This window comes from Amnibacterium setariae, assembly GCF_003581425.1.
In the GTDB taxonomy this organism is placed as follows: Bacteria; Actinomycetota; Actinomycetes; order Actinomycetales; family Microbacteriaceae; genus Amnibacterium; species Amnibacterium setariae.
The window spans coordinates 1,114,197-1,135,955 of the sequence record NZ_QXTG01000001.1 but is presented as its reverse complement, the minus strand read 5'-3'; the positions used below and the strand labels follow the sequence as shown (position 1 = coordinate 1,135,955).

Annotated in this window: 24 protein-coding genes and 1 tRNA gene; 16 read left to right on the top strand and 9 right to left on the bottom strand. The window is 75.4% G+C overall.

Annotation, left to right across the window (positions count from 1 at the left end; translation table 11 throughout):
* Window positions 1-84: 84 nt before the first annotated feature.
* From D1781_RS05735 to D1781_RS05705, 7 genes are all read left to right on the top strand, one after another.
* A complete protein-coding gene (locus D1781_RS05735; protein ID WP_119481251.1) occupies window positions 85-618 on the top strand; it encodes a D-glycero-alpha-D-manno-heptose-1,7-bisphosphate 7-phosphatase in 534 nt (177 codons plus the stop codon).
* Window positions 615-1,631 (top strand): glycosyltransferase family 9 protein, encoded by a 1,017-nt coding sequence (locus D1781_RS05730; protein ID WP_119481250.1) that lies wholly within the window; start codon window positions 615-617, stop codon window positions 1,629-1,631. The genes D1781_RS05735 and D1781_RS05730 overlap by 4 nt, the downstream gene beginning before the upstream one ends.
* Window positions 1,628-2,656 (top strand): glycosyltransferase, encoded by a 1,029-nt coding sequence (locus tag D1781_RS05725; protein ID WP_119481249.1) that lies wholly within the window; start codon window positions 1,628-1,630, stop codon window positions 2,654-2,656. The genes D1781_RS05730 and D1781_RS05725 overlap by 4 nt, the downstream gene beginning before the upstream one ends.
* Window positions 2,653-3,900, top strand: coding sequence for a glycosyltransferase (locus D1781_RS05720; RefSeq protein ID WP_119481248.1), 1,248 nt, complete (start codon window positions 2,653-2,655; stop codon window positions 3,898-3,900). The genes D1781_RS05725 and D1781_RS05720 overlap by 4 nt, the downstream gene beginning before the upstream one ends.
* Complete coding sequence (locus D1781_RS05715; RefSeq protein ID WP_119481247.1) at window positions 3,897-4,505, top strand: D-sedoheptulose-7-phosphate isomerase; 609 nt, start codon at window positions 3,897-3,899, stop codon at window positions 4,503-4,505. Before D1781_RS05720 ends, D1781_RS05715 begins: the two co-directional genes overlap by 4 nt.
* Window positions 4,502-5,860, top strand: coding sequence for a D-glycero-beta-D-manno-heptose 1-phosphate adenylyltransferase (rfaE2, locus tag D1781_RS05710; protein ID WP_119481246.1), 1,359 nt, complete (start codon window positions 4,502-4,504; stop codon window positions 5,858-5,860). The genes D1781_RS05715 and rfaE2 (D1781_RS05710) overlap by 4 nt, the downstream gene beginning before the upstream one ends.
* An 80-nt stretch (window positions 5,861-5,940) precedes the next feature.
* Entirely contained in the window at window positions 5,941-6,648 is a 708-nt protein-coding gene (locus tag D1781_RS05705; RefSeq protein WP_119481245.1) for an SDR family NAD(P)-dependent oxidoreductase, read from the top strand.
* 80 nt (window positions 6,649-6,728) lie between these two features.
* Here D1781_RS05705 and pnuC read toward each other — a convergent pair whose 3' ends face one another.
* On the bottom strand, window positions 6,729-7,394 hold the full coding sequence (pnuC, locus tag D1781_RS05700) for a nicotinamide riboside transporter PnuC (protein WP_119481244.1): 666 nt from the start codon (window positions 7,392-7,394) through the stop codon (window positions 6,729-6,731).
* Between pnuC and D1781_RS05695 the strand changes: the two genes are divergently transcribed.
* Both D1781_RS05695 and D1781_RS17460 read left to right on the top strand, forming a co-directional pair.
* Complete coding sequence (locus D1781_RS05695) at window positions 7,354-8,208, top strand: 3-keto-5-aminohexanoate cleavage protein (RefSeq protein ID WP_267899785.1); 855 nt, start codon at window positions 7,354-7,356, stop codon at window positions 8,206-8,208. The genes pnuC and D1781_RS05695 overlap by 41 nt on opposite strands.
* Window positions 8,209-8,482: 274 nt before the next feature.
* A complete protein-coding gene (locus D1781_RS17460; protein WP_158590010.1) occupies window positions 8,483-9,922 on the top strand; it encodes an HNH endonuclease signature motif containing protein in 1,440 nt (479 codons plus the stop codon).
* A gap of 1 nt (window position 9,923) precedes the next feature.
* Here the strand turns inward: D1781_RS17460 and D1781_RS17455 are convergent, their stop codons facing one another.
* Window positions 9,924-10,082, bottom strand: a complete 159-nt coding sequence (locus D1781_RS17455; RefSeq protein WP_158590009.1) for a hypothetical protein — start codon at window positions 10,080-10,082, stop codon at window positions 9,924-9,926.
* A gap of 84 nt (window positions 10,083-10,166) precedes the next feature.
* Complete coding sequence (locus D1781_RS05685) at window positions 10,167-11,261, bottom strand: glycosyltransferase family 9 protein (RefSeq protein ID WP_119481243.1); 1,095 nt, start codon at window positions 11,259-11,261, stop codon at window positions 10,167-10,169.
* Window positions 11,262-11,392: 131 nt separating this feature from the next.
* On the opposite strand from D1781_RS05685, the gene D1781_RS05680 reads away from it, so the two are divergent.
* From D1781_RS05680 to D1781_RS05660, 4 genes are read left to right on the top strand one after another with little or no spacing between them, the layout of a single operon-like run.
* Complete coding sequence (locus D1781_RS05680) at window positions 11,393-12,772, top strand: aldehyde dehydrogenase family protein (RefSeq protein ID WP_119481242.1); 1,380 nt, start codon at window positions 11,393-11,395, stop codon at window positions 12,770-12,772.
* On the top strand, window positions 12,769-14,229 hold the full coding sequence (gene rfaE2, locus D1781_RS17450) for a D-glycero-beta-D-manno-heptose 1-phosphate adenylyltransferase (RefSeq protein WP_158590008.1): 1,461 nt from the start codon (window positions 12,769-12,771) through the stop codon (window positions 14,227-14,229). The genes D1781_RS05680 and rfaE2 (D1781_RS17450) overlap by 4 nt, the downstream gene beginning before the upstream one ends.
* Window positions 14,222-15,094: a glycosyltransferase family 2 protein gene (locus D1781_RS05665; RefSeq protein WP_119481240.1), complete on the top strand. Its 873-nt coding sequence runs from the start codon at window positions 14,222-14,224 to the stop codon at window positions 15,092-15,094. Before rfaE2 (D1781_RS17450) ends, D1781_RS05665 begins: the two co-directional genes overlap by 8 nt.
* Before the next feature lie 31 nt (window positions 15,095-15,125).
* Window positions 15,126-15,323 carry a DUF2795 domain-containing protein gene (locus D1781_RS05660; RefSeq protein ID WP_119481239.1) on the top strand — a complete coding sequence of 66 codons (198 nt, stop codon included), beginning with the start codon at window positions 15,126-15,128 and terminating at the stop codon, window positions 15,321-15,323.
* Window positions 15,324-15,402: 79 nt separating this feature from the next.
* On the opposite strand, the gene D1781_RS05655 is transcribed toward D1781_RS05660, so the two are convergent.
* Entirely contained in the window at window positions 15,403-15,975 is a 573-nt protein-coding gene (locus tag D1781_RS05655) for a LemA family protein (protein ID WP_119481238.1), read from the bottom strand.
* Between the two features lie 79 nt (window positions 15,976-16,054).
* On the opposite strand from D1781_RS05655, the gene D1781_RS05650 reads away from it, so the two are divergent.
* A tRNA-Leu gene (locus D1781_RS05650) sits at window positions 16,055-16,128 on the top strand.
* A gap of 39 nt (window positions 16,129-16,167) precedes the next feature.
* On the opposite strand, the gene D1781_RS05645 is transcribed toward D1781_RS05650, so the two are convergent.
* A complete protein-coding gene (locus D1781_RS05645) occupies window positions 16,168-16,758 on the bottom strand; it encodes a GNAT family N-acetyltransferase (protein WP_119481237.1) in 591 nt (196 codons plus the stop codon).
* Window positions 16,759-17,026: 268 nt separating this feature from the next.
* Window positions 17,027-17,272, bottom strand: a complete 246-nt coding sequence (locus D1781_RS05640; RefSeq protein ID WP_119481236.1) for a hypothetical protein — start codon at window positions 17,270-17,272, stop codon at window positions 17,027-17,029.
* Between the two features lie 301 nt (window positions 17,273-17,573).
* On the opposite strand from D1781_RS05640, the gene D1781_RS05635 reads away from it, so the two are divergent.
* Both D1781_RS05635 and D1781_RS05630 read left to right on the top strand, forming a co-directional pair.
* Window positions 17,574-18,146: a hypothetical protein gene (locus D1781_RS05635; protein WP_119481235.1), complete on the top strand. Its 573-nt coding sequence runs from the start codon at window positions 17,574-17,576 to the stop codon at window positions 18,144-18,146.
* A 173-nt stretch (window positions 18,147-18,319) separates the two neighbouring features.
* On the top strand, window positions 18,320-18,922 hold the full coding sequence (locus tag D1781_RS05630) for an amidase domain-containing protein (protein ID WP_119481234.1): 603 nt from the start codon (window positions 18,320-18,322) through the stop codon (window positions 18,920-18,922).
* A 15-nt stretch (window positions 18,923-18,937) separates the two neighbouring features.
* On the opposite strand, the gene D1781_RS05625 is transcribed toward D1781_RS05630, so the two are convergent.
* The 3 genes from D1781_RS05625 to D1781_RS05615 form a co-directional block, all read right to left on the bottom strand.
* Window positions 18,938-19,621: an NADPH-dependent F420 reductase gene (locus D1781_RS05625; RefSeq protein WP_119481233.1), complete on the bottom strand. Its 684-nt coding sequence runs from the start codon at window positions 19,619-19,621 to the stop codon at window positions 18,938-18,940.
* Window positions 19,618-20,823 (bottom strand): MFS transporter, encoded by a 1,206-nt coding sequence (locus D1781_RS05620; RefSeq protein WP_199706400.1) that lies wholly within the window; start codon window positions 20,821-20,823, stop codon window positions 19,618-19,620. Before D1781_RS05620 ends, D1781_RS05625 begins: the two co-directional genes overlap by 4 nt.
* Before the next feature lie 136 nt (window positions 20,824-20,959).
* Complete coding sequence (locus D1781_RS05615) at window positions 20,960-21,682, bottom strand: SDR family oxidoreductase (RefSeq protein WP_119481232.1); 723 nt, start codon at window positions 21,680-21,682, stop codon at window positions 20,960-20,962.
* Between the last annotated feature and the right edge of the window lie 77 nt (window positions 21,683-21,759).

Genomic DNA, 21,759 nt, shown 5'->3' with positions numbered 1-21,759 from the left:
GCCCCCATCCTCCCAGGATGAGGTAGGAGTCCGTTGAGTGGACTCTCAGGAACGGCACGCGCCGAACCGATAGCAATACCCCTGATGACCTCCGGAACTCCTGCGGCGGTGCTGTTCGACCGCGACGGCACCCTCGTCGTCGACGTGCCGTACAACGGGGACCCGGAGCTGGTCGCCCCCATGCCGGGCGCGATCGACGCGGTCGCCGCCGTCCGCGCCGCGGGCCTGCCGATCGGCGTGGTCTCGAACCAGTCCGGGATCGCCCGGGGCCTCCTGACGCGCGAGCAGGTCGACGCCGTCAACGCGCGCGTGGACGCGCTCTTCGGCGGCTTCGACACCTGGCAGGTCTGCCCCCACGGCCCCGAGGACGGCTGCGACTGCCGCAAGCCCGCGCCCGGGATGGTGCTGCGGGCCGCGGCGGCGCTCGGCGTCGACCCGGCGCGCACCGTCGTCATCGGCGACATCGGCGCGGACGTCGGAGCGGCCCACGCCGCCGGCGGCACCGCCGTCCTCGTCCCCACCCCCACGACGCGGCACGAGGAGGTGGCGGCAGCGGGCGCGGTCGCGCCCGACCTCGGGACAGCGGTGCGCATCGCGCTCGCCGGGGACGCCGCGTGAGGCGGGTGCTCGTCGCCCGCATGGACAGCATGGGCGACGTGCTGGTGAGCGGACCCGCGATCCGCGCGGTCGCCGCGGCCGCCGAGGTCGTCCTGCTCGCGGGCCCGCAGGGCGCCCCGGCCGGCCGGCTGCTGCCGGGCGTCGCCGAGGTCCGCGTGCTCGCCGCGCCCTGGATCACCCCGACCGACCGCGCGGTCGACGCGGACCTCGTCGCGGAGGTCGCGCGGATCGTCGCCGAGACCGGCGTCGAGGAGGCGGTCGTCCTGACCTCCTTCCACCAGTCGCCGCTGCCGCTCGCCCTCCTCCTCCGCCTCGCGGGCGTCCGCCGCATCAGCGGCGCCTCGGTCGACGCGGCGGGCGGCCTGCTCGACGTCCGGCTCATCCCCGGCGAGACCCTGCCGGAGGACCTGCCCGAGCCCGTCCGCGCGCTGCGCATCGCGGAGGCCGCCGGCTTCCCGCTGCCCGAGGGCGACGACGGCCGCCTCGACGCGCTGCTGCCGGAGCGTCCGGCCGCCGCGGGCGACGGCCCGTACCTCGTCGTCCACCCCGGCGCGGCCGTGCCGGCGCGGGCGTACCCCGCCGACCGCTGCGCCGAGGTCGTGGAGGAGCTCGCCGCCCGCGGGCACCGCGTGCTCGTCACGGGCGGCCCCGGCGAGCGCGAACTGACCGCCGCCGTCGCCGGCCGGCGCGGCGTCGACCTCGGCGGCGCGCTCGGCCTCGCCGAGCTCGGCGCGCTGCTCCGCGACGCCGACGCGGTCGTCGTCGGCAACACCGGCCCCGCGCACCTCGCCGCCGCGGCCGGGACCCCGATCGTCAGCCTCTTCGCCCCCGTCGTCCCCGCCGTGCGCTGGGCGCCGTGGGGCGTCCCGGTCGAGCTGCTCGGCGACCAGCACGCGGCCTGCCGCGACTCCCGGGCGCGGATCTGCCCGATCGCCGGGCACCCCTGCCTCGCCTCCGTGCCGGCGACCGCCGTCGCGGACGCCGCCGAACGACTCGCGGAGGCCGCGCGATGAAGATCCTGCTCTGGCACGTGCACGGCGGCTGGACCGACGCCTTCGTCGCCGGCGGCCACGACTACCTCTTCCCCACGACCCCGGCGCGCGACGGGTGGGGCCTCGGCCTCGGCGGCCGGGACTGGCCGGCCCGGGAGGTGGCGCCCGAGGACGTCGCGGCGGAGGACGTGGACGTCGTCGTGCTGCAGCGGCCGGAGGAGCTCGCCGAGGCGGAGCGGCTGACCGGGCGGCGCATCGGGGTCGACCTGCCGGCCGTGTACCTCGAGCACAACACGCCGAAGGGCGACGTGCCCGTCTCCGTGCACCCGATGGCGGACCGGTCCGACCTCGACCTCGTGCACGTCACGCACTTCAACGCGCTGATGTGGGACACCGGCGCGACCCGCTCCCGCGTGATCGAGCACGGCGTCCGCGACCCCGGCCTGCGCTACACCGGCGTGCGGCCGAGCCTCGCGGCGGTGATCAACGAGCCCGTGCGGCGGTGGCGCGTGACCGGCACCGACCTGCTGCCGCGGTTCGCGGACGTCGCCCCGGTCGAGGTCTTCGGCATGGGCACCGACCTGCTCGACGGCGCCTTCCCGGGCTCCCCCGCGATCGCCGGCCTCGGCGACGTGAAGCCGGCGCAGATGCATCCCGCGCTCGCCGAGCGCCGCGCCTACCTGCACCCGCACCGCTGGACCTCGCTGGGGCTCTCGCTCATCGAGGCGATGCAGCTCGGGATGCCCGTGATCGCGCTGGCGGCGACGGAGGCGACGCGCGCCGTGCCGCCCGAGGCCGGCGCGGTGTCCGCGGACGTGGACGAGCTCGTCCGCGCCGCCCGCCGGCTGCTCGACGACCCCGAGGAGGCGGTCGCCCGCGGCCGGGTCGCCCGCGAGGTCGCGCTCGAGCGGCACGGCCTCGCCCGGTTCCTCGCGGACTGGGACGAGGCGCTCGGAACGGCCCTCGAACGGGGACCCCGCAGAAAGAACCTGGGAAATCAAGGGATTGCGCCCGGCCCGACTGCTCGGCGAGAAGGGCTGAGATGAGAATCGCACTGGTATCCGAGCACGCGAGCCCGCTGGCCACCCTCGGCGGCGTCGACGCGGGCGGGCAGAACGTCCACGTCGCCGCGCTGGCGACCGCGCTCGGTGCGCGCGGGCACGTGGTCGACGTCTACACGCGCCGCGACGACCCGGACCTGCCGGACCGCGTGCCCTTCGCGCCGAACGTCACCGTCGTGCCCGTGCCCGCCGGCCCGGCCGCGCCGGTGCCCAAGGACGAGCTGCTGCCCCTCATGGGCGAGTTCGCCGACTTCCTCGCCGCGACCTGGACCGCCGACCGTCCCGACGTGGTCCACGGCCACTTCTGGATGTCCGGGCTCGCCGCCCTCGACGCGGCCGAGCGGGTCGACCTCGCGCTCGGCGGCCACCTGCCGGTCGCGCAGACGTTCCACGCCCTCGGCGTCGTCAAGCGGCGGCAGCAGGGCACGAAGGACACCTCCCCCGCCGAGCGCGCCTTCCTCGAGCCCGGCGTCGCCCGCCGCGCCGACCTCGTCGTCGCGACCTGCTCCGACGAGGCGTTCGAGCTCAAGGCGTTCGGCGTGCCGTCCTCCCGGATCGCCGTCGTGCCCTGCGGCGTCGACACCGCGCACTTCACGCCGACGGGCCCCGTCGCGCCGCGGACCGACCGCGTCCGCCTCCTCACCGTCAGCCGGCTCGTGCCGCGCAAGGGCGTCGGCAACGCGATCGAGGCGCTCGGCCTGCTCGTGCGGGCCGGGGTCGACGCCGAGCTCGTCGTCGTCGGCGGCGCGGGCGACGCGGACCACCTCGAGACCGAGCCGGAGACGGAGCGGCTGCGCCGCGTCATCGAGGCCGAGGGTCTGCAGGACCGCGTCGTGCTGGCCGGCCGGAAGGGCCACGACGAGCTGCCCGCCTGGTACCGCAGCGCCGACGTCGTCGTCTGCGCGCCCTGGTACGAGCCGTTCGGCATCGTGCCGCTCGAGGCGATGGCCTGCGGTCGCCCGGTGATCGCCACCGGCGTCGGCGGCCTGATCGACACCGTCGTGGAGGACGTCACCGGCCTCCACGTGCCGGCCCGCGACCCCGAGGCGATCGCCGAGGCCGTGACGACGATGCTCGCCGACCCGGAGCTGCGCCGTCGCTACGGGGACGCCGGACGCGCGCGCGCGACCTCCCGCTACACGTGGCGGAGAATCGCAGCGGACACGACGCGCGTCTACGAGCGCCTCGCAGCCCGCAACCAGGTGCGACTCATGACAGGAGAACGATGACCACGACCGAGGTCCGGGACACCCCCGCGGCCGTCGCGGAGCGGCACGTCGTCGCCCTGGGCGCCACGATCGAGGCCCTGCGGGAGGAGTCGCCGCGGCTCGCCCGGTGGGGCACCCTGCTCGCCGACCGGCTGCTCGACGGCGGCCGGCTGCTCGCCGCCGGCAACGGCGGCTCGGCCGCGGAGGCGCAGCACCTGACGGCCGAGTTCGTCGGGCGCTTCGACGGCGACCGCCGCGCCTTCAGCGCGATCTGCCTCCACGCGGACACCTCCGCCCTCACCGCGATCGCGAACGACTACGGGTACGCCGAGTCCTTCGCCCGCCAGGTGACGGCGCACGCCCGCCCCGGCGACGTGCTCGTCCTGCTGTCGACGAGCGGCACCAGCGCGAACCTCGTGCGCGCCGCCGAGGCCGGTCGCGACGCCGGCGCCACGGTCTGGGCGATGACGGGCCCCGGCCCGAACCCGCTGGCCGCCGCGGCGGACGACGCCCTCACGCTGCCCGGCGTCGGCGCCAACGTGCAGGAGGCGCAGCTCGTCGCCGTGCACGCGCTCTGCCGCGTCTTCGACGCGATCGTCCGCGAGCGGCTCGGGGCGACCCGATGAGGACCGTCGTGGTCGGCGACCTGCTGCTCGACGTCGACGTGGAGGGCGAGGTCGAGCGCCTCACCCCCTACGCGCCCGTGCCCGTGCTCGACGTGGTCGCCGAGACGAAGCGCGCCGGCGGCGCCGGCCTCGTCGCGACCCTGCTGGCGCGCGACGGCCACGACGTCGCCCTCGTCACCGCGCTCTCGGACGACGCCCGCGCCGCGGACCTGCCGCCGCTGCTCGGCGGCGTCGCGCTCGTGCCGGGCCGCTCCCCCTCCCCCACCGTCGTGAAGACGCGGATCCGCAGCCGCGAGCAGCCGATCGTCCGGATCGACGAGGGCTCCGGCACGCCGCTGCCGCCCGAGGTGACTCCCGAGATGCTCGCGGCCGTCGCCGGCGCGGAGCTCGTCGTCGTCGCCGACTACGGGCGCGGGCTGCTCGAGCAGCGCGCGCTCCGCGACGCGATCCAGGAGGCGGCGACCCGCGTGCCGGTCGTCTGGGACCCGCACCCGAAGGGCGCGACGCCGGTCCCGGGCGTCGTCGTCACGCCGAACCTCGGCGAGGCGCGCGGCTTCTCGGGGCTCGAGGGCTCCGGCGTGCCGTTCGCGGACGAGGCCGCCCTCCGCCTGCTGGCCGACTGGGGCTGCGCCGCCGTCGTGATCACGATGGGCTCGCGCGGCGCCCTGCTGCGCACCTCCGCCACCGGCCTGCCGCTCGTCGCGGCCGCGCCCGAGGTCCGCGACGCGGACGTCAACGGCGCGGGCGACCGGTTCGCCTCCGCGATCGCGGTCGCGCTCGGCGAGGGCCTCGCCCCGAAGGACGCGCTGCAGCGCGCCGTCGCCGCGACCGCGGGCTTCCTCGCGGACGGCGGCGTCGCGACGCTCGAGGCGGCGCCCGCCGTGCCGCTGCCCTCCGCCGACCGCGACGCGCTCGCCGTCGTCGAGCGGGTCCGGGCGGCGGGCGGCACCGTCGTCGCGACGGGCGGCTGCTTCGACCTGATCCACGCCGGGCACGCGAAGACGCTCTCCGCCGCCCGCGCGCTCGGCGACTGCCTGATCGTGCTGCTGAACTCGGACGACTCCGTCCGCCGGCTGAAGGGTCCCGAGCGGCCGCTGATGCCGCAGGAGGACCGCACCGACCTGCTCAGCGCGCTCGAGGTCGTCGACGGCGTGGTCGTCTTCACCGAGGACACCCCGGTCGAGGCGATCCGCCGCGTGCGGCCCGACATCTGGGTCAAGGGCGGCGACTACAACGCGGAGGACCTGCCCGAGGCGGCCGTCATCAAGGAGTGGGGCGGCCGCGCCGTCACCGTGCCCTTCTTCCCCGGCCGCTCGACCACGAGGCTCGCCGCCGCGATCCAGCGCGTCTCCTAGCGCGCGGCGCGGTCCGCGCCTCCGCACCTCATCCGCTTCCCTGCTCCACCGCGGCGCCGCCGCACGACCGAAGGACCTCCATGCCCACCGCCTCCACCACCCTCACGCCGGTCGGCCGCACGCTGATCACCGGCGGCGCCTCCGGCCTCGGCCTCGCCGTGGCCGACGCGGTCGCCGCCGCGGGCGGCACCCCGATCGTCGTCGACCTGAACGTCGAGGGCAGCGCCTACACCGCCTACCAGGGCGACGTCACCGACACCCGCGGCGTCGAGGCGCTCGTCGCCCGCATCGCCGAGGAGCAGGGCGGCCTCGACGCGATCGTCACCGCGGCGGGCATCGACAAGCCCGGCCGCCTCGACGAGATCCCGGGCGACGTCTGGGAGCGCGTGGTCGCCGTGAACCTGCTCGGCACCGTCGCCGTCGTGCGCGCCGCCCTGCCGGCCCTGATCGCGAGCCACGGCCGCGTCGTCACGGTCTCCTCGTCGCTCGGCGTGCGCGCCGTCTCGGACGCGACCGCGTACTCCGCCTCGAAGTTCGGCGTGATCGGCTTCAGCCGCGCCCTCGCGGCGGAGACCCGCGGCCAGATCGGCGTCACCACGCTGATCCCGGCCGGCATGAAGACGCGCTTCTTCGACGGCCGCACGGCGCAGTACGCGCCGGGCGAGGACGCGAACCTGAATGACCCGGCCAACGTGGCCGCGGCGGTCGTCTTCGCGCTGCAGAGCCCGCGCGGCTCCGAGGTGCGCGAGATCTCGGTCATGCACGAGGAGGAGCCGAGCTGGCCCTGACCTCCTTCTGATCTTCTCCTCCTGCATCCGGGGAACCGGCGCCTCCGGCGCTGGTTCCCCAGATGTGGGAAGAGACCGGGTCAGCCCTCGACGACGACCGCCGAGGACGGACGCACGCGCTGGCCGCGCCAGACGAAGAAGCCCCACAGCGTGAAGGCGCCGTAGACGACGTACATGAGGCCGGAGGCGTAGTAGCCGGCCGAGAACAGCAGGGGCACGCCGACGACGTCGACGGCGACCCAGATGAGCCAGAACTCCACCCAGCCCTTCGCCATGCCATAGGTCGCGAGCAGCGATCCCGTGAAGATCCAGGCGTCGCTCCACTGCGGCGCGTAGGAGCCGAGGGCGGTGAAGATCGGCGTCAGGATCGCGGTGCCGCCGACCAGCGCGACCACGAGCAGCAGCCGCTCCCGGGCGGACGCCCAGTGCGGCGTGATCGTGGTCGTGCCCGCGTCGTCGCGCCGGGTCCAGCGGTACCAGCCGTAGACGCTGACGACGATGAACATCACCTGCCGGCCCGCCTGCCCGAGCAGGTTCACCGGGTTCGGGGTGCCGAAGACCGCGCCGAGGAACACGGTGAACAGCAGCGCGTTGCCGGCGATGCCGACCGGCCACGCCCAGACCTTCCGGCGCATCCCGCCGAGCGCGGACAGCAGCCCGAAGACGTTGCCGAGCACCTCGCGCCAGAGCAGGTGCTGGCTGCCGATGGTGATCTGCGCGTCGAACAGCCAGTGCACGAGGTCCACGCCGGTGCAATGCCGCGCGGTGGCCGGGAATTCCCGCTGTGGATCCGATCAGCGCCCGGAGAGTCTGAACGCCTTCGAAGGCGGGGTTCCTACTGTGCGGCTCGTGCTCCTGCAGGCGGCGTTGAACGGACGGCGGTCGAGGTCGGAGCACGCGGGGGTGCCGATCTCCCCGGCGGAGCTGCAGGCGGACGCCATCGCCTGCGGCGCGGCCGGAGCGCGCGCCTTCCACGTGCACCCGAGGGACCCGGAGGGGGTCGAACGGCTCGACCCGCAGTGGGTCGACGCGGCCGCGAACGCCGTGCACGACGTGAGCCGGTGGCCGGTGAGCGTGAGCACCGGTGCCTGGATCGAGGGCGACCAGCACCGCCGCGTCGCCCTGCTCTCGCGCTGGACCGGCCCGGACGCCGCGAGCGTGAACGTCTCCGAGGACGGCGCCATCGAGACGATTCGCGCGCTGCTCGGCGTCGGCGTGCGCGTGGAGGCGGGGGTCTGGAGCGTCGAGGACGCCGAGCTGCTCGCGCGCAGCGGCCTCGCGGACCGCACCGAGCGGGTGCTCGTGGAGCTCGGCGACCTGCCCGTCGGGGACGTGGCGGCCGTCGCGGACGGCATCCACGCGGTGCTCGACCGCATCGACCTCCTGTCCCCGCGCCTGCAGCACGGCGAGGACGAGACCGCGTGGCCCGCGCTCGAGGACGCGCTGCGCCGCGGCGTCGATACGCGGATCGGCCTGGAGGACGTGCTCGTGCTCCCGGACGGCTCCGTCGCCCCGGACAACGCGGCCCTGGTCGCCGCAGCGATGGAGCTCGCCCGCTGACGCCCGGCCCGCCGGTGGAGGTGCGAGCGCAGCGAGCCTCGAGACCACCCCGAGCCCGCGCGATGGTTTCGGCACGGGCGCGGAGCGCCCGGCTCAACCACCGTGTCCCGCCGGTCGAGGTGCGAGCGCAGCGAGCCTCGAGGCCATCCCGCTGCGCCCTCCTCCCTCGCCCCGCCTCGCTGGTCGAGGTGCGAGCGCAGCGAGCCTCGAGACCATCCCGAGCCCTTCCCATCGCCCGGAAGGAGTGTCGGACCCCTCCTCTACATTCGGAGACGTGTTCGAGGAGTTCCGTGACGACGAGCCCCCGCGGGTGTGGACCCGCGAGGAGATCGACGCGTGGGACGCGCTGGCCGAGGAGGAGCGTCGCGCGCAGCTGCCGCCGGACGAGCGGTACCGGGAGCAGTTCGGCGCCGACGCCGTGCCGGACGAGGCCTGGCTCGCCGCTGCACTGACGGAGGACGCGGCCGTCTACACGCAGGACCTCGCCGTGCAGGCCGCGCAGGTGCAGAACATCGCCGAATCGAACCGGATCGCGGCGCTGCTGACCGCGTACGAGCGCGCCATGATCGACCTCGCCCACCGGTTCGGCGCGTCCTACGGCACCCGTGCGGGACTCGGTGCGCAGGCGTTCTTCCGTTCCTTCGGCCTCCAGACCGGCGCGCATCCGGCTGCGGTCGCCGGTGAGGTCGACAGCGGCGTCACCCTCCGCGACCGGCTCCCGCAGACGTGGGCGATGTTCCGGGCCGGGAAGGCGTCCTGGAACCGGATGCGGACCGTCGTCCGCGAGGCGGAAGGGCTCGACGCCGAGCACTGGGCCGCGTACGACGAGGTCGCCGCGGTCAAGGTCGTTTCCTCGACGCGGCTGAGGGACGACCTCCGCAAGGCGCGGGCGCGGCTCGATGACGAGGCCGCCGCGAAGCGCGCCCGCACCACGCACGAGCGCCGCCGCACGAGCCTCGAGCTCGGCCACGACGGCGGCGTCGCCTTCGTCGCCGAAGGGCTCGCCGCCGACTGGGTGCCGATCAACGACGCCCTGCACAGGGCGGCCGTCGGCGCGCACGGCCTCGAGGGCGAGACCCGCGGGATCGCGCAGCTCCGGCACGACATCGCCCTCGACATCCTGCGCAACGGACTCGAACAGCACGCGGCCGAGGGCGCGCTCGTCCCGCAGCGCAAGCCGGTTCAGGTCCAGCTGATCCTCACCGTCCCAGCACTCGCCTGGCTCGGCAAGACGAAGGAGCAGGCGCAGCTGACCGGCTACGGACCCATCGACCTCGAGACCGCGAAAGCCCTCGCCGGCACGGCGACCTCCTTCATCCGCGTCCTGACCGACCCCGTGACGGGTGTCCGGCTGACGATGGATCGCAAGGTCTACGCGCCGCCGGCGGACCTCGCCCGGTGGGTGAAGATCCGCGACGGAAGGTCCCGGTTCCCGGGCTCGACGACCGCGCCGCACCTGGCCGACATCGACCACGCCCGGGAATGGCAGCACGGCGGCACCACCGACGCCGCCAACCTCGTCACCCTCGGCCGCACCGACCACAACCTGAAGTCCGCAGGCCTCTTCACCGAGGGCTCGGTCGAGGACGACGGCACGGTCGGCTGGAACGAGACGTGGGGTCACCACTTCGCGGACCCGCCGAACGACCCGCTCGACCCCGCACCACCGGACCTGCTGCCCCCTCCTGCCGACGAGGGTCCCTGCCCGTTCTGACTCAGCGGTGCTCGTCGCCGCGGCGCGCCTTGTTCTCCATCGCGGCGTCGCCGCTGCGCTGCTGCACGCGCCGGCTGCGGACGGCGAGGACGACGATGCTCACGCCGATCACCAGGATCATCAGCACGAGCACGACCGGCAGAGCGATGTCGATGGCCACACGGCAGGGTCTCGCGCCGAGGGCGGGGCTGCCGCTCCGGGACGCCGATCCCCAGCGGACGCACACCGCGTCCGCCGTCGATGCTCAGTCCGCGAGCAGTGCCCGGACGTCCTCGAGCACGGCGGACACCTCGACGTCCGCGACGTAGGACGGGTCGTGCTCGCAGCGCGGCTCGGTCCAGCCGACCTGCATCGCGTTCCGCCCGCATACGGGGCAGTGCATGATCCGGCCGAGCTGGATCCGGTGCCGACCGCGGCCGAACGGCATCGCGTTGATCACGTTCCCGAAGATGAAGATCCCGACGGTCTTCGCGCCCGCCGCCTGGGCGAGGTGGCGCGGCCCGCTGTCGTTCGCCAGCACGACCGAGGCCTCCGCGAGCACGCCCACGAGCCCCGGCAGGTCGAGCTCCCCGGCGATCGAGCGCACGCGTCCGCGCTGCTCCTCCGGCAGCGCGGCCCGCGCGGCCGCCACGACCTGCGCCGCCAGCGGCACCTCCGAGGCATCCCCGACCACGACCACCTGCACGCCCTCGGCCGCGAGCGCGGCAGCGGCCGCGCCGAAGCGCTCGGTCGGCCAGTGCCGGCGCGGGTCGGTGGCACCGGGATGGACGACCACGGTCGGCCCCCCGCCGAGCGCGCCGCGGGCCGCCGCGCGCTCCTCGGCGAGCACGGGCAGGTGCGGCTCGAGGTCGACGGGCTCGGCGCCGGCCAGGCCCGCGACCTCGAGCCAGCGGAGGACCTCGTGCTGGAAGTAGTCGTAGTGGACGACGCGGTCGAGGCGCTGCGCGTCCGGCGTCGCGGTGCCGACGGCGTACCGGGCGCCGAGCCGCGCGACGAAGGGGTTGGCGTTCCGGCCGCCGCCGTGCAGCTGCACCGCGAGGTCGTACCCGCGCGCGGCCTGCTCGGTGAAGAACGCGGCGGCATGCTCCTCGTCGGTCTCGTCGCCGCGGACACCGGCGATCGGCGGCAGCGGCACGACCTCGTCGACGACGCCGCGACCGGCGAGCAGCACCGCGTGGGCGGGAGCGCCGAGCAGGGTGATCGACGCCTCCGGGTACGCGGCCCGGAGCGCCGCGATCGCCGGCAGCGCGAACACGAGGTCGCCGAGGGCGCCGCCCCGCAGCACGGCGATGTGCGTCACGTCGGGGAAGCGCGGGGCGAGCGGGGCGACGGCGGGCACCGGGCAATCCTGCCGGGCGGCTCCCCGACGGCTTACGGCGGACACTCAGCCGCCCCCGGGGGCGCGTCGGTACCGTGATCGGGCGCGAGGCACCCGGCCGGCGCATCGCTCCGAGAGGATGCCGCCGCCGCATGCCCACCGCCGTCTCCGCCCGCACCATCGAGATCACGGACCCCGCGAGCGACGAGCCGGTCGGCTCGCTGGTCGCCGCGACCGACGAGGAGGCGGCGGAGGGCGTCGCCCGCGCGGTCGCCGCGTTCCCCGCCTGGGCCGCGACTCCCCCCGCCGAGCGCGGGCTGCGGCTCCGCGCCGCGGCGCAGGCGCTGGCCGCCCGCGCGGACGAGGTGGCGGCGATGAACGTCCGCGAGACGGGCAAGTCGCCCGGCGACGCGAAGGGCGGCGTGGAGGCGGCGGTCAACACGCTGCTCCAGTACGCCGAGCTCGGCCCGGTCCACCGCGGCAAGCGCCTCCGCGGCGCGTGGGACGCGATCGACGTCGCGACGCCGCAGCCGCGCGGCGTGGTGCTCGCCCTCACGCCCTGGAACGACCCGGTCGCCGTCGCCGCCGGTCTGCTCGGTGCCGCGATCGTCTCCGGCGACACCGTGGTGCACAAGCCGAGCGAGCGCTGCCCGCACACCGGCGCCCTCCTCGACGAGGTCCTCGCCGCGGCGCTGCCGGAGGGCGTGCTCGTCCACGTGACGGGCGACGGCGCCACCGGCGCGGCACTGGCCGCGGACCCCCGCCTCGCCGTGATCGCCCACGTCGGGTCGACCGCGACGGGCCGCTCGCTCGCCGCGGCCGCGGTCCCGAACGACGTGCACGTGATCCGCGAGAACGGCGGCAACGACCCGCTCGTGGTCGACGCCGACGTCGACCCGGTGTGGGCCGCGTCCCAGGCCGCGCTCGGCGCCTTCGCGAACGCGGGCCAGATCTGCACCTCCGTCGAGCGCGTGTACGTGCACCGCGCGGTCGCGGAGCCCTTCCTCGCCGCGCTCGTCGCCGAGGCGGACGCCTGGACCGAGCGCTCCCGCCAGCCGCTCGTCGACCGCCGCATGCGCGACGCCGTCGCGGCGCAGGTCGAGGACGCGGCGGCCGCGGGCGCGACCGTGCTCACCGGCGGCCGCGTGCCGGACGGCGCCGGCGTCTTCTACCCCGCGACCGTGCTGACGGACGTGCCGGAGGGCGTCTCGGTGCTGACCGAGGAGACCTTCGGCCCGGTCGCGCCGGTCGTCGTCGTCGACGACTTCGAGACCGGGCTGCGCCTCGCAGGCGCCGACAAGTACGGCCTCGCGGCGACGGTGCTCACGAACGACATGACGCACGCCCACCGCGCGGCGGCGCTCCTCCCGGTCGGCACCGTCAAGGTCAACGCGGTCTTCGGCGGCGCACCCGGCGGCAGCGCGCAGCCGCGTGCGGGCAGCGGCTCCGGCTTCGGCTACGGCCCCGAGCTGCTCGACGAGATGACCACCACCACGGTCGTGCACCTCGGCCTCCCCGGCGGCGCCGCGTGAGCGGGCGTCAGGACGACGCGCTCGTCGACCGGGTCCTCGGCTTCTCCGGCGGCCCGGTCGTGGTCGTCGGCGACCTGCTGCTCGACCGCTGGATCACCGGCACCGCGGACCGGCTCAGCCGCGAGGCGCCGGCCGCGGTGGTGCAGGTCGGCGGTCGCGACGACGTGCCCGGCGGCGCCGCCAACACGGCCGTGAACCTCGCGGCGCTCGGCGCCGACGTCCGCATCGTCGGATCGATCGGCGCGGACGAGGCCGGGGACGTGCTCGTGGCCCTGCTGCGGGCCGCCGGCGTCGACACGGGGGGCGTCGTGCGGCTCGAGGGCCTCCCGACCACTGTGAAGACCCGGATCTGCGTCGCCGGGCAGGTCCTCCTCCGCTTCGACGAGGGCCGGAAGCTGACGGACGAGGAGGCGGGGGCCGTGGCCTCGCGCCTGCCCGCCGCCATCGCCGACGCCGGCGCGGTGCTGGTCTGCGACTACGACATGGGCGTCGCCGGCGGCGCCGTCCGCACGGCGCTCGGCGCCGTCGAGCGGACGGCGCCGCTCGTCGTCGACGCGCACGACCTGCTGCCGTGGTTCGCCCTGCATCCCGACGCCGTCACGCCGAACGCCGGCGAGACCGAGCGGCTGCTCGGCCGGCCGCTCGGCGCGGACCGCGTCCGCACCGCCACCGACGCGGCGGGCGAGCTGCACGTGCGCACCGGGGCGACGGGCGTGATCGTCACGCTCGACCGCGACGGCACCGTGGTGCACGCGGACGGCGCGACCTCCCGCACCCTCGCGAAGCCGGCGCCCGACGCGAACACGAACGGCGCCGGCGACACCTTCGCGGCGGCGCTCACGCTCGCGCTCGCCTCCGGGCTCGACCTGCACGGCGCGGCCCGGTTCGGGCAGCTCGCGGCCGACGTCGTCACCCGCACGCCGGGCACGGGCGTCTGCACGGCCGCGGACCTGGTGGCGTCGCTGCGCGACGGCGCGCGGCTCCTCGACGAGGACACGCTCGTCGCCGCGCTCTCCGCCGAACGCGTCACGGGCAAGCGGATCGTGTTCACGAACGGCTGCTTCGACGTGCTGCACCGCGGGCACACCGCCTACCTCAAGCAGGCGCGCGCCCAGGGCGACATCCTCGTCGTCGCGGTGAACGACGACGACTCCACGCGTCGGCTGAAGGGGCCCGGCCGGCCCCTCAACCCCGCCGCCGACCGCGCCGGGCTCGTCGCCGAGCTGAGCTGCGTCGACTACGTGACCGTGTTCTCCACGGACACCCCGATCGCGCTGATCGAGCGCATCGAGCCGGACGTCTACGCGAAGGGCGGCGACTACGTGCCCGAGATGCTCGAGGAGACCGCGGTCGTGGAGGCGCACGGCGGCGAGGTCCGGATCCTCGACTACGTCAGCCCGCACTCCACCACCGACCTGATCGCCCGGGTGCGCGCGGCGGGGGTCGCGGATGCGTAGCCGCCGCACCGCCCGCGACTGGGCGAAGCCGGTCGAGCTCCCCGAGCCCGTCGTCGACGTGCTGCTGCCGACCTCCGGCCGCATCGCGGAGCTCGCCGTCGTGCTCGCCGGCCTGGCCGCCCAGGACGACCCGGCGTTCCGGCTGACGATCAGCGACCAGTCCGACGACCACGCGATGGCGGAGGCGCCCGCGGTGCAGGCGATGCTCCGCGTGCTCGCCGCGCAGGGCCGCGAGGTCCGCGTGCTGCAGCACCTCCCCCGGCTCGGGATCGCGGAGCACCGCGCCTTCCTGCTCGCACAGGCGACCGCCCCCTTCGTGCTGTTCCTCGACGACGACGTGTGGCCCGAGCCCGGGCTGCTCGCGACGCTGCACGCCGCGATCGAGTCGCTCGGCTGCGGCGTCGTCGGCGCCGCGCAGCAGGGCCTGTCCTTCCTCGACGACGTGCGCCCGCACGAGCAGGCGCCGTTCGCGACCTGGCCGGACCGCGTCGAGCCCGAGCGCCTCCGCCCCGACTCCCCCGGCACCGAGCGGTGGACGCTGCACAACGCCGCGAACCTCGTGCACATCGCCGCCCGCACCGAGCTGCCGGAGCAGGGCTGGGTGCCGTACCGCGTCGCGTGGCTGGCCGGGTGCGTGCTGTACCGCCGGGAGGCGCTCGTCGAGGTCGGCGGGTTCGACTTCTGGCGGGAGCTGCCGCCGGAGCACGGCGGCGAGGACGTCGTCGCCCAGTGGCGCGTGATGGAGCGCTTCGGCGCGGCGGGCGTGCTGCCCTCGGGTGCCGTGCACCTCGAGGCGCCCACCTCCATCCCGGACCGGACCGTGGACGCGGTGCACGCCGTGTTCGAGGAGAGGGCGGCCGGCTGACGCCGGTCGCGACAGCAGGAAGGAGCACGACATGGCCGACATGCCGAACCCGATCGAGGTGCAGAAGCACCTGGGCGGGATGGACTACCCCGTCACGAAGGACACCATCCTCTCGACGGCGAAGGGCTCCGGGGCGAGCCAGGACATCCTGGACGCGCTGGGCAACATCCCGGACCGCGAGTACGACGGGCCGAACGCGATCAGCCACGAGCTGTCCGCGAACAACTGACCCCGACCGACGAAGGGCCCCTCCGTATCGCGGAGGGGCCCTTCGTCGCACCCGGTCGAGGCCGGATCGGCGGTGCCGGTCAGAACTGCACGCGGGGCGGCTGCGACACCGCGGCGAGGTCGCCGACCTCGAAGAACTCGCGGCGGCCGAAGCCGAGCCGGCGGGCGAAGAGGTTGTTCGGGAACACCTGGATCCGCGTGTTGAACTCGCGGACGCCGCCGTTGTAGAAGCGGCGCGAGGCCTGGATGCGGTCCTCCGCGTCGGCGACGTCGCCCTGCAGCTGGAGGAAGTCCGGGCTCGCCTGCAGCCTCGGGTACGCCTCCGCCACGGCGAAGACCGAGCGCAGCGCCTGCTGCATGTGGCTCTCGGCCGCGCTCGCCTCCGCCGGCGTCGACGCGGCCAACGACTCGGCGCGGGCCTTCTCGACGGCGTCGAACGCGGTGCGGTCGTGCGGCGCGTAGCCGCGGACGGCCTCGGTGAGGTTCGGGATCAGCTCGGCCCGCTGCCCGAGCTGCGCGGTGATGTCCTTCCACGCCTCCTCGACGCGCACCCGCAGGGTGACGAGCGAGTTGTAGGTGACCCACAGGTAGAGGGCGAGCAGGACCACGAGCAGCACGACGACGGCCATCGAGATCCAGGTCGCGGTTCCCATGAGCGGAAGCCTAGAGCCGCCGCGCGGGTCGCTCGCGGCCTCGGGGCGCCCTGCCAGCGGCCCGCTAGCGTGGGCGCACGCCCCCGTAGCCCAATCGGCAGAGGCAGGCGACTTAAAATCGCTTCAGTCTGGGTTCGAACCCCAGCGGGGGTACCCGGGCTCCGTGGACCGGTCCCGCAGCGGCGACCAGCGTCACGGCTCCGCGTGCGCCGGCGGCACGACGATGCGCATCACGGTCTTGCGCTTCCCGAGCCGGCGCTCGAAGGTGAAGCCCGCCTTCTCGAACATCGACCTCGTGCCGTTGTGGAGGAAGGAGGACGAGGTCGCCTTCCCCGGCACGGGCTCGTTCGGGAACGAGACGACCTCTCCGCCTCCTGCCCGGCCGATCAGGTGCAGGGCGCCGTCGAGCGCCTCCCTGGCGACACCCGCCCGCCGGTGGTCGCGGTCGACGAAGAAGCAGGTGATCCGCCAGGGCGCCGGCCTGGACTCGCCCGCGTCGTACTCCTTGCGGTGGTGGATGTTCGGCACCTCGGCGGGGCTGCCGTACTCGCACCAGGCGATGGCGTCGTCACCGTCGAAGACCAGGGCGGCGTGCGCCACGCCCTCCTCGACCAGCCGTCGCTTGAACGTCGGCCGGTCGAACCCGTCCTTCGCCGTGCGGTCCGTGTCGGCGTGGAAGTAGGAGCAGTAGCAGCCGCCCCAGACGCCGTCGTGCTTCTGCGCCAGCGCGAGCCAGGCGGGGAAGGTGTCCGCGTCCAGCGGCCTGATCCTGTCCAGCCCCACGGGTCCTCCTCGCTGCCGAGGCCACCTCACCGCCGCGGCGCGGCGCAGTCAAGAGCGCGGAGCGTGCCGGCCCCTCCCGCCACGCCGGGGTGCCCCGGCGTCGCGAACGGTGCAGCACGGCGACGGCGGGTTCGGGCTCCTGATCGTGACCGAGGACGAGCAGCGGCACACCAATCGGGCGCGGTGGATCCCCCTCCGGCGGCGTGCCGCAAGACCTGCGGCTGCTCGACCTGTGCAGCACGCTGTCGCAGCCGTGGGGAGGCGGTGGCTACCCGTCGCCGCGGGGCTCGGTGCCGAACCGCTGCTGCGCGCCCTGCTTGCTGAGCCCGTAGAGCGCGCCGATCGACTTCCAGGTCGCGCCCGCGGCGCGCGCGTCGCGGACCGCCTCGGCCTCCAGCTGCTCCAGACGCTCGCGGGCGCGCCGGACGGAGTCCAGGCGGGTCAGCGGATCGGGATCCCGCCGCAGCGTCTCGACGGCCCGGTCCAGCGCCGCCGTCGGGGACTTCCCACTCACGCGAGCGAGCGTAGCGAGCGGGGCGTCACGTCAACCCCGAGTTGCCCGAAGCGTCAAGAGCGGGTTGACTCGGGGAGGAGCGCCGCAGCGCTCGCGGCACCGGAGGGAGGGGCGACATGGCGAAGAAGAAGGACAAGAAGAAGAAGGACAAGAAGGGCAAGAAGAAGAGCAAGAAGTAGCTCGCCCGTGGAGCACCCGTCGCCGCGCGACGGGTGCTCCGGCGCGTCCGGGGCCGGGAACGAGGCGGGGAGCGGGGTCACGGAGGGCGACAGCAGGAGCGGTCGGTCGATAGGTTCGGCCCGTGCTGCACCGTCGCCCCGCACGGCTCGTCCTCGCCGGGCTGCTGGCGATCGCCCTCGTCGCCGCCGGGCTGGTGCTGAGCCTCGGGCCGGACCGCGAGGCGACCCGCGCCTACTCGAGCCGGCACACCTTCACGTCCAGGGTCCTGGACCTCTGCGTCGACGCGACCGCCCGCGGCACCGCGACGGGCCACCGCATCGGCCGGGGTCCCTTCGCCCGATGGACCGACGTGCGCCTGACCGACCCGACGATCACCGCGACCGGGTACGCGCTCGAGCGCGGGCGGTGCGACCGGACCCGTCACGTCTCGCTCGAGGCGACGCTGCAGCAGACGTGGTCCGGCCCCGGCGGCTCGGGCGCGTCGATCCGGACGGACGTCGGGCCCGCGACGCGCACCCTCTCGCAGTTCAACAGCGGGAACCCCGTGCGGCTGCCGGACCGCGTCTTCCCCGGCGTGGTGCTGGCGGCCGGCTATCCCGTCGAGGGCGAGATCATCGTCGAGGCGCGGGTGCTGAGCGGCAGCGAGGGCTTCGGGTACCGCAGCGGGTTCACGCTCGATCCCGCCGCGGGCTGAACTCGTCCGCGGCTCCCGCCCGTGGTCGGATCGCGCGGCTCCGCGCTCTCGACGCGGAAGCGGGAACCGGGCTCGCACGCGAGCACGCGGCCGATCCCGACGGCCACCCCTCATCGGTGCGCGGCGCGCGTCGTGCCCGTGCCGTCTGGTCCCGGTCGCGCTAGGGTCGCGCGATGCGGCGCCGGTCCTGGGTCATCGCCGGCGCCACGGCGCTCGTGCTGATCGCCGGCGCGGCGCCGATCGCCTGGCGGGCCATCCCCCACGTCCCGCCGTCGGACGCGCGGCCGTCGTCGCCGTCGATCGCGCGCGAGCTCGCCTACGTCGAGCGGTACTGGCAGCACCGCAACCCCGAGTACGGCGACTTCGGCGGCACGGACTGCGTCAACTTCACGAGCCAGGCCCTGCACGCGCGCGGCTGGGCCATGAGCGCCCAGTGGGGCACGTCGAGCACCCTCGGCCGGCGCGCGGCGACCCGCACCTGGGTGAGCTCGACCGCGATGATGCGCTGGCTCGCGTCGCGGCCCGATCTCGCCGCCCCGCTCGACGACCGGCACCGCGGCGAGGTCGCGGTCGGCGACGTCGCGCAGTTCGACTGGGACGCCAGCGGCGACCGGGACCACACCGCCGTCGTCTCCCGAGTCACCCCTCGAGCGGACGGGTCCGTCGAGATCGACGTCGCGGAGCACTCGCCCTCCGGCCTCCACGACTCCGTCGACACGCTGATCGCCCGCCACGGCGGGCGCGGCACCGTCCACTACTGGCACCTCCGCGCGTAGCCGCCCCGCCGACCGCTACCACGTCGCGGCGGCGAGGTCGTGGACGAGCGCGTCGCGGCTCCGGCCGTCGACCGCGTGGCGCCACACCGGCGTCCCGGGGCCGAAGCGCCAGGAGTCGCGGAGGGGGCCGGCGTGCACCGCGTCGAAGCCGAGGTCGTCGGCGAAGCGGGTGACCGCCTCGACCGCCGCCGCGGAGTCGCCGGCCACGGCGAGCGCCTTCCGGTCGAGCGCTCCCGCCGGGCGGGCGAGCCGCACCAGCGCGGGCAGCTCGTCCTCCGGGACGCGGATCACGGGTCGGGCGTGGAACTGCACGTGCGTGAACGCGGCCACGACCGTCGCGCCGGGCAGCTGCGCCTGCCGCAGCTCGTGCACGGTCCTGCGGCCGGAGTCGACCTCCGGGATGATCCCGTCCCGCCGGACCATGTGGTTGTTGTTGTCGACGACGACCTTGCCGGTCAGCTCCCGAACGGGCAACGGGGTGGCGGGGCCGTACGGGAACGCGAGGAAGGCGAGGTCGGCGGCGTCCGCCGCTTCCCCGGCCCGAGCGGCCCGGGCACGGGGCCCGAGCCGCCGGGCGAAGCCTTCGAGGGTCGCCGGGCCGCGCGAGTTCGCGATGACGACGTCCCAGCCGGCGGCGATCGCCGCGGCGGCGAGCACGGAACCCGCCTGGCCCGCGCCGAGGATGCCGAGGACGCTCACCGCCGCGCCCGCAGGCTCGTGAGCACGAGTGCGCCGAGGATCGCGGCGACCCCGCCGCCGAGCAGCGGGCCGCTGACGGCGACCTGATCGACCAGCACGCCTCCGACGAAGGCGCCGACGGCGATCGCGAGGTTGCAGACGGTCACGATGACGCCGCCGATCTGCTCGAGGCGGGCGGGCTCGGTCCGTGCACCCCAGCTCAGCACCGTGGTCGGCACGCCGCCGAAGCCGAAGCCCCAGAGCGCCGCCGCGGCGAACAGGCCGGCCGTCGTGTGCCCGGCGACGAGCACGCCGAGCATGCCGACGCCGAGGACCGCGGGGAACAGCAGCACGCCGACCCGCGGCGCGCGGTCCGCGAGCGGGCCGCTCGCCGTCGTGCCGAGGAGGTTCGCGACGCCGAACACGAGGAGCAGGATCGCGAAGCCACCCGCGTCGATGCCGGAGAGCGCCTGCGCCGCGGGGCGGACGTAGGTGAAGCCGGCGAAGTGCCCGCTGAAGATCAGGAGCACCGCGAGCAGGCCGCCGAGGACGACGCCCGAGCGGAGCACCGAGCCGAGCGCCCGCAGGCCGGAGCCGGGGGCGGGCCGGACGTGCGGGAGGGTCGCCGCCTGCACCAGCAGGGCGAGCAGGGCGACGCCGGCGCCGAGCAGGAACACGGCTCGCCAGCCCCAGACGCCGGCGAGCCAGGCGCCGAGCGGCACGGCGGCGACGGTCGCCACGGCGACGCCCGAGTTGATCACCGTCAGCGCGCGGCCGACGTGATCCGGGTGCACGAGGTTCGCCGCCATCGCGGTGGCCATCGCCCAGAAGCCGCCGAGCGCGACGCCGAGCAGCAGCCGCGCGGCGAGGACGACGACGAGGTTCGGCGCGACGGCGACGACCACGTCGGAGAGCACCGCCAGGACGGTGAGCCCGAGCATGACCCGCCGTCGGTCGGCCCGCGGCAGGACCGCGGAGATGAAGAGGGCGGACAGCGCGCCCGCGAAGGCGGTGACACTCACCGCCAGACCCGCCTCCCCCACGGACACGGCGACCCCGCGCGCGAGCAGCGGCAGCAGGCTCGCGGGGAGGAACTCGGACATGACGATCGCGAAGATGCCGAGCCCCAGCGAGACGACGCCCGCCCAGGACGCTCGTCCCGTCGTGGGCGGCGCGCTGGGCGCGGCGGTGTCGGCGGGATCGGCTGATCGGGTGTCGGACAATTCGGATCCTCTGCTTCTCGAGGCCCGGCCCAGCGCGCGATGGACGCCTGGGACCGGGCTCCTGCAAGCGTCGGATCCGCCGCGACCCCGATCCAGATCCCCCGTCGGACCGGGGCCCGGCAGGACCCCCGCTCCGCTAGGCGCCGAGCAGCTGCGTGATCCGCTCGTAGAACTCGGCGGGGTCGCCCGACACGGACTGCTTCACCATGGCGGTCCAGTCGTCGACGATCACCTCGATTGCGTCCGACCCGAGGGCGTCGAGGGAGGCGCGCGGCACGTCGCGCGGGTCGATCATCGGCCCGTCGTAGCCGGCCGTGATGTCGGTCTCGGCGGCGCCGAGCAGGACGCCCTGCACGAGCGTGCCCTGCGCCGCGAGCTCGAGGCGCACGGCGTTCGTCATGTTCCACTCGGCCGCCTTCGCGACCGCGTAGGCGCCGCCGCGCGGAGCGGCGAACCAGGACAGCGCCGAGAGCACGTTCACGACCGCGCCGCCGCGGTTGCCGGCGAGCACCGGGGCGAAGGCCCGGATCACGTCGAGCGTGCCCCAGAGGTGCGTGTCCATCTCCCGGTGCGCGTCGACGAGGTCCCCGGTGACGAGCCCGGCGCCCGTCGAGATGCCCGCGTTGTTCACGAGCACGGTGACGTCGGGCGCGGCGGCCGCCGCGGCGGCGATCGACCCGCGGTCGAGCAGGTCGAGGCGCAGCGGCACGACCCGGTGGTCGGCGAGGTCCAGGGCCTCGGGACGGCGGGCCGTCGCGTAGACGCGGCGCGCGCCGCGCTCCAGCAGCTCGAGGACGTACTGCCTGCCGATGCCGCGGTTGGCTCCGGTGACGAGGGCGATCTGGTCGGTGACGTTCATTGCGGTGCCGTGTTCCTGTCGATGTCGGTTCCGTGGCGCCGGCGGGCCGGTGGGCTCGTCGGCGGCGGCTACCGTAG

Bases quoted from the DNA above. Each gene is read 5' to 3' on its own strand.
- D1781_RS05630 (WP_119481234.1), top strand. From the start codon at position 18,320: ATGCGGCGCCGGTCCTGGGTCATCGCCGGCGCCACGGCGCTCGTGCTG.
- D1781_RS05735 (WP_119481251.1), top strand. From the start codon at position 85: ATGACCTCCGGAACTCCTGCGGCGGTGCTGTTCGACCGCGACGGCACC.
- D1781_RS05660 (WP_119481239.1), top strand. From the start codon at position 15,126: ATGGCCGACATGCCGAACCCGATCGAGGTGCAGAAGCACCTGGGCGGG.
- D1781_RS05680 (WP_119481242.1), top strand. From the start codon at position 11,393: ATGCCCACCGCCGTCTCCGCCCGCACCATCGAGATCACGGACCCCGCG.
- rfaE2 (WP_119481246.1), top strand. From the start codon at position 4,502: ATGAGGACCGTCGTGGTCGGCGACCTGCTGCTCGACGTCGACGTGGAG.
- D1781_RS05720 (WP_119481248.1), top strand. From the start codon at position 2,653: ATGAGAATCGCACTGGTATCCGAGCACGCGAGCCCGCTGGCCACCCTC.
- D1781_RS05615 (WP_119481232.1), bottom strand. From the start codon at position 21,682: ATGAACGTCACCGACCAGATCGCCCTCGTCACCGGAGCCAACCGCGGC.
- D1781_RS05665 (WP_119481240.1), top strand. From the start codon at position 14,222: ATGCGTAGCCGCCGCACCGCCCGCGACTGGGCGAAGCCGGTCGAGCTC.
- D1781_RS05725 (WP_119481249.1), top strand. From the start codon at position 1,628: ATGAAGATCCTGCTCTGGCACGTGCACGGCGGCTGGACCGACGCCTTC.
- D1781_RS05695 (WP_267899785.1), top strand. From the start codon at position 7,354: ATGGTGATCTGCGCGTCGAACAGCCAGTGCACGAGGTCCACGCCGGTG.
- D1781_RS05715 (WP_119481247.1), top strand. From the start codon at position 3,897: ATGACCACGACCGAGGTCCGGGACACCCCCGCGGCCGTCGCGGAGCGG.
- D1781_RS05705 (WP_119481245.1), top strand. From the start codon at position 5,941: ATGCCCACCGCCTCCACCACCCTCACGCCGGTCGGCCGCACGCTGATC.
- D1781_RS05655 (WP_119481238.1), bottom strand. From the start codon at position 15,975: ATGGGAACCGCGACCTGGATCTCGATGGCCGTCGTCGTGCTGCTCGTG.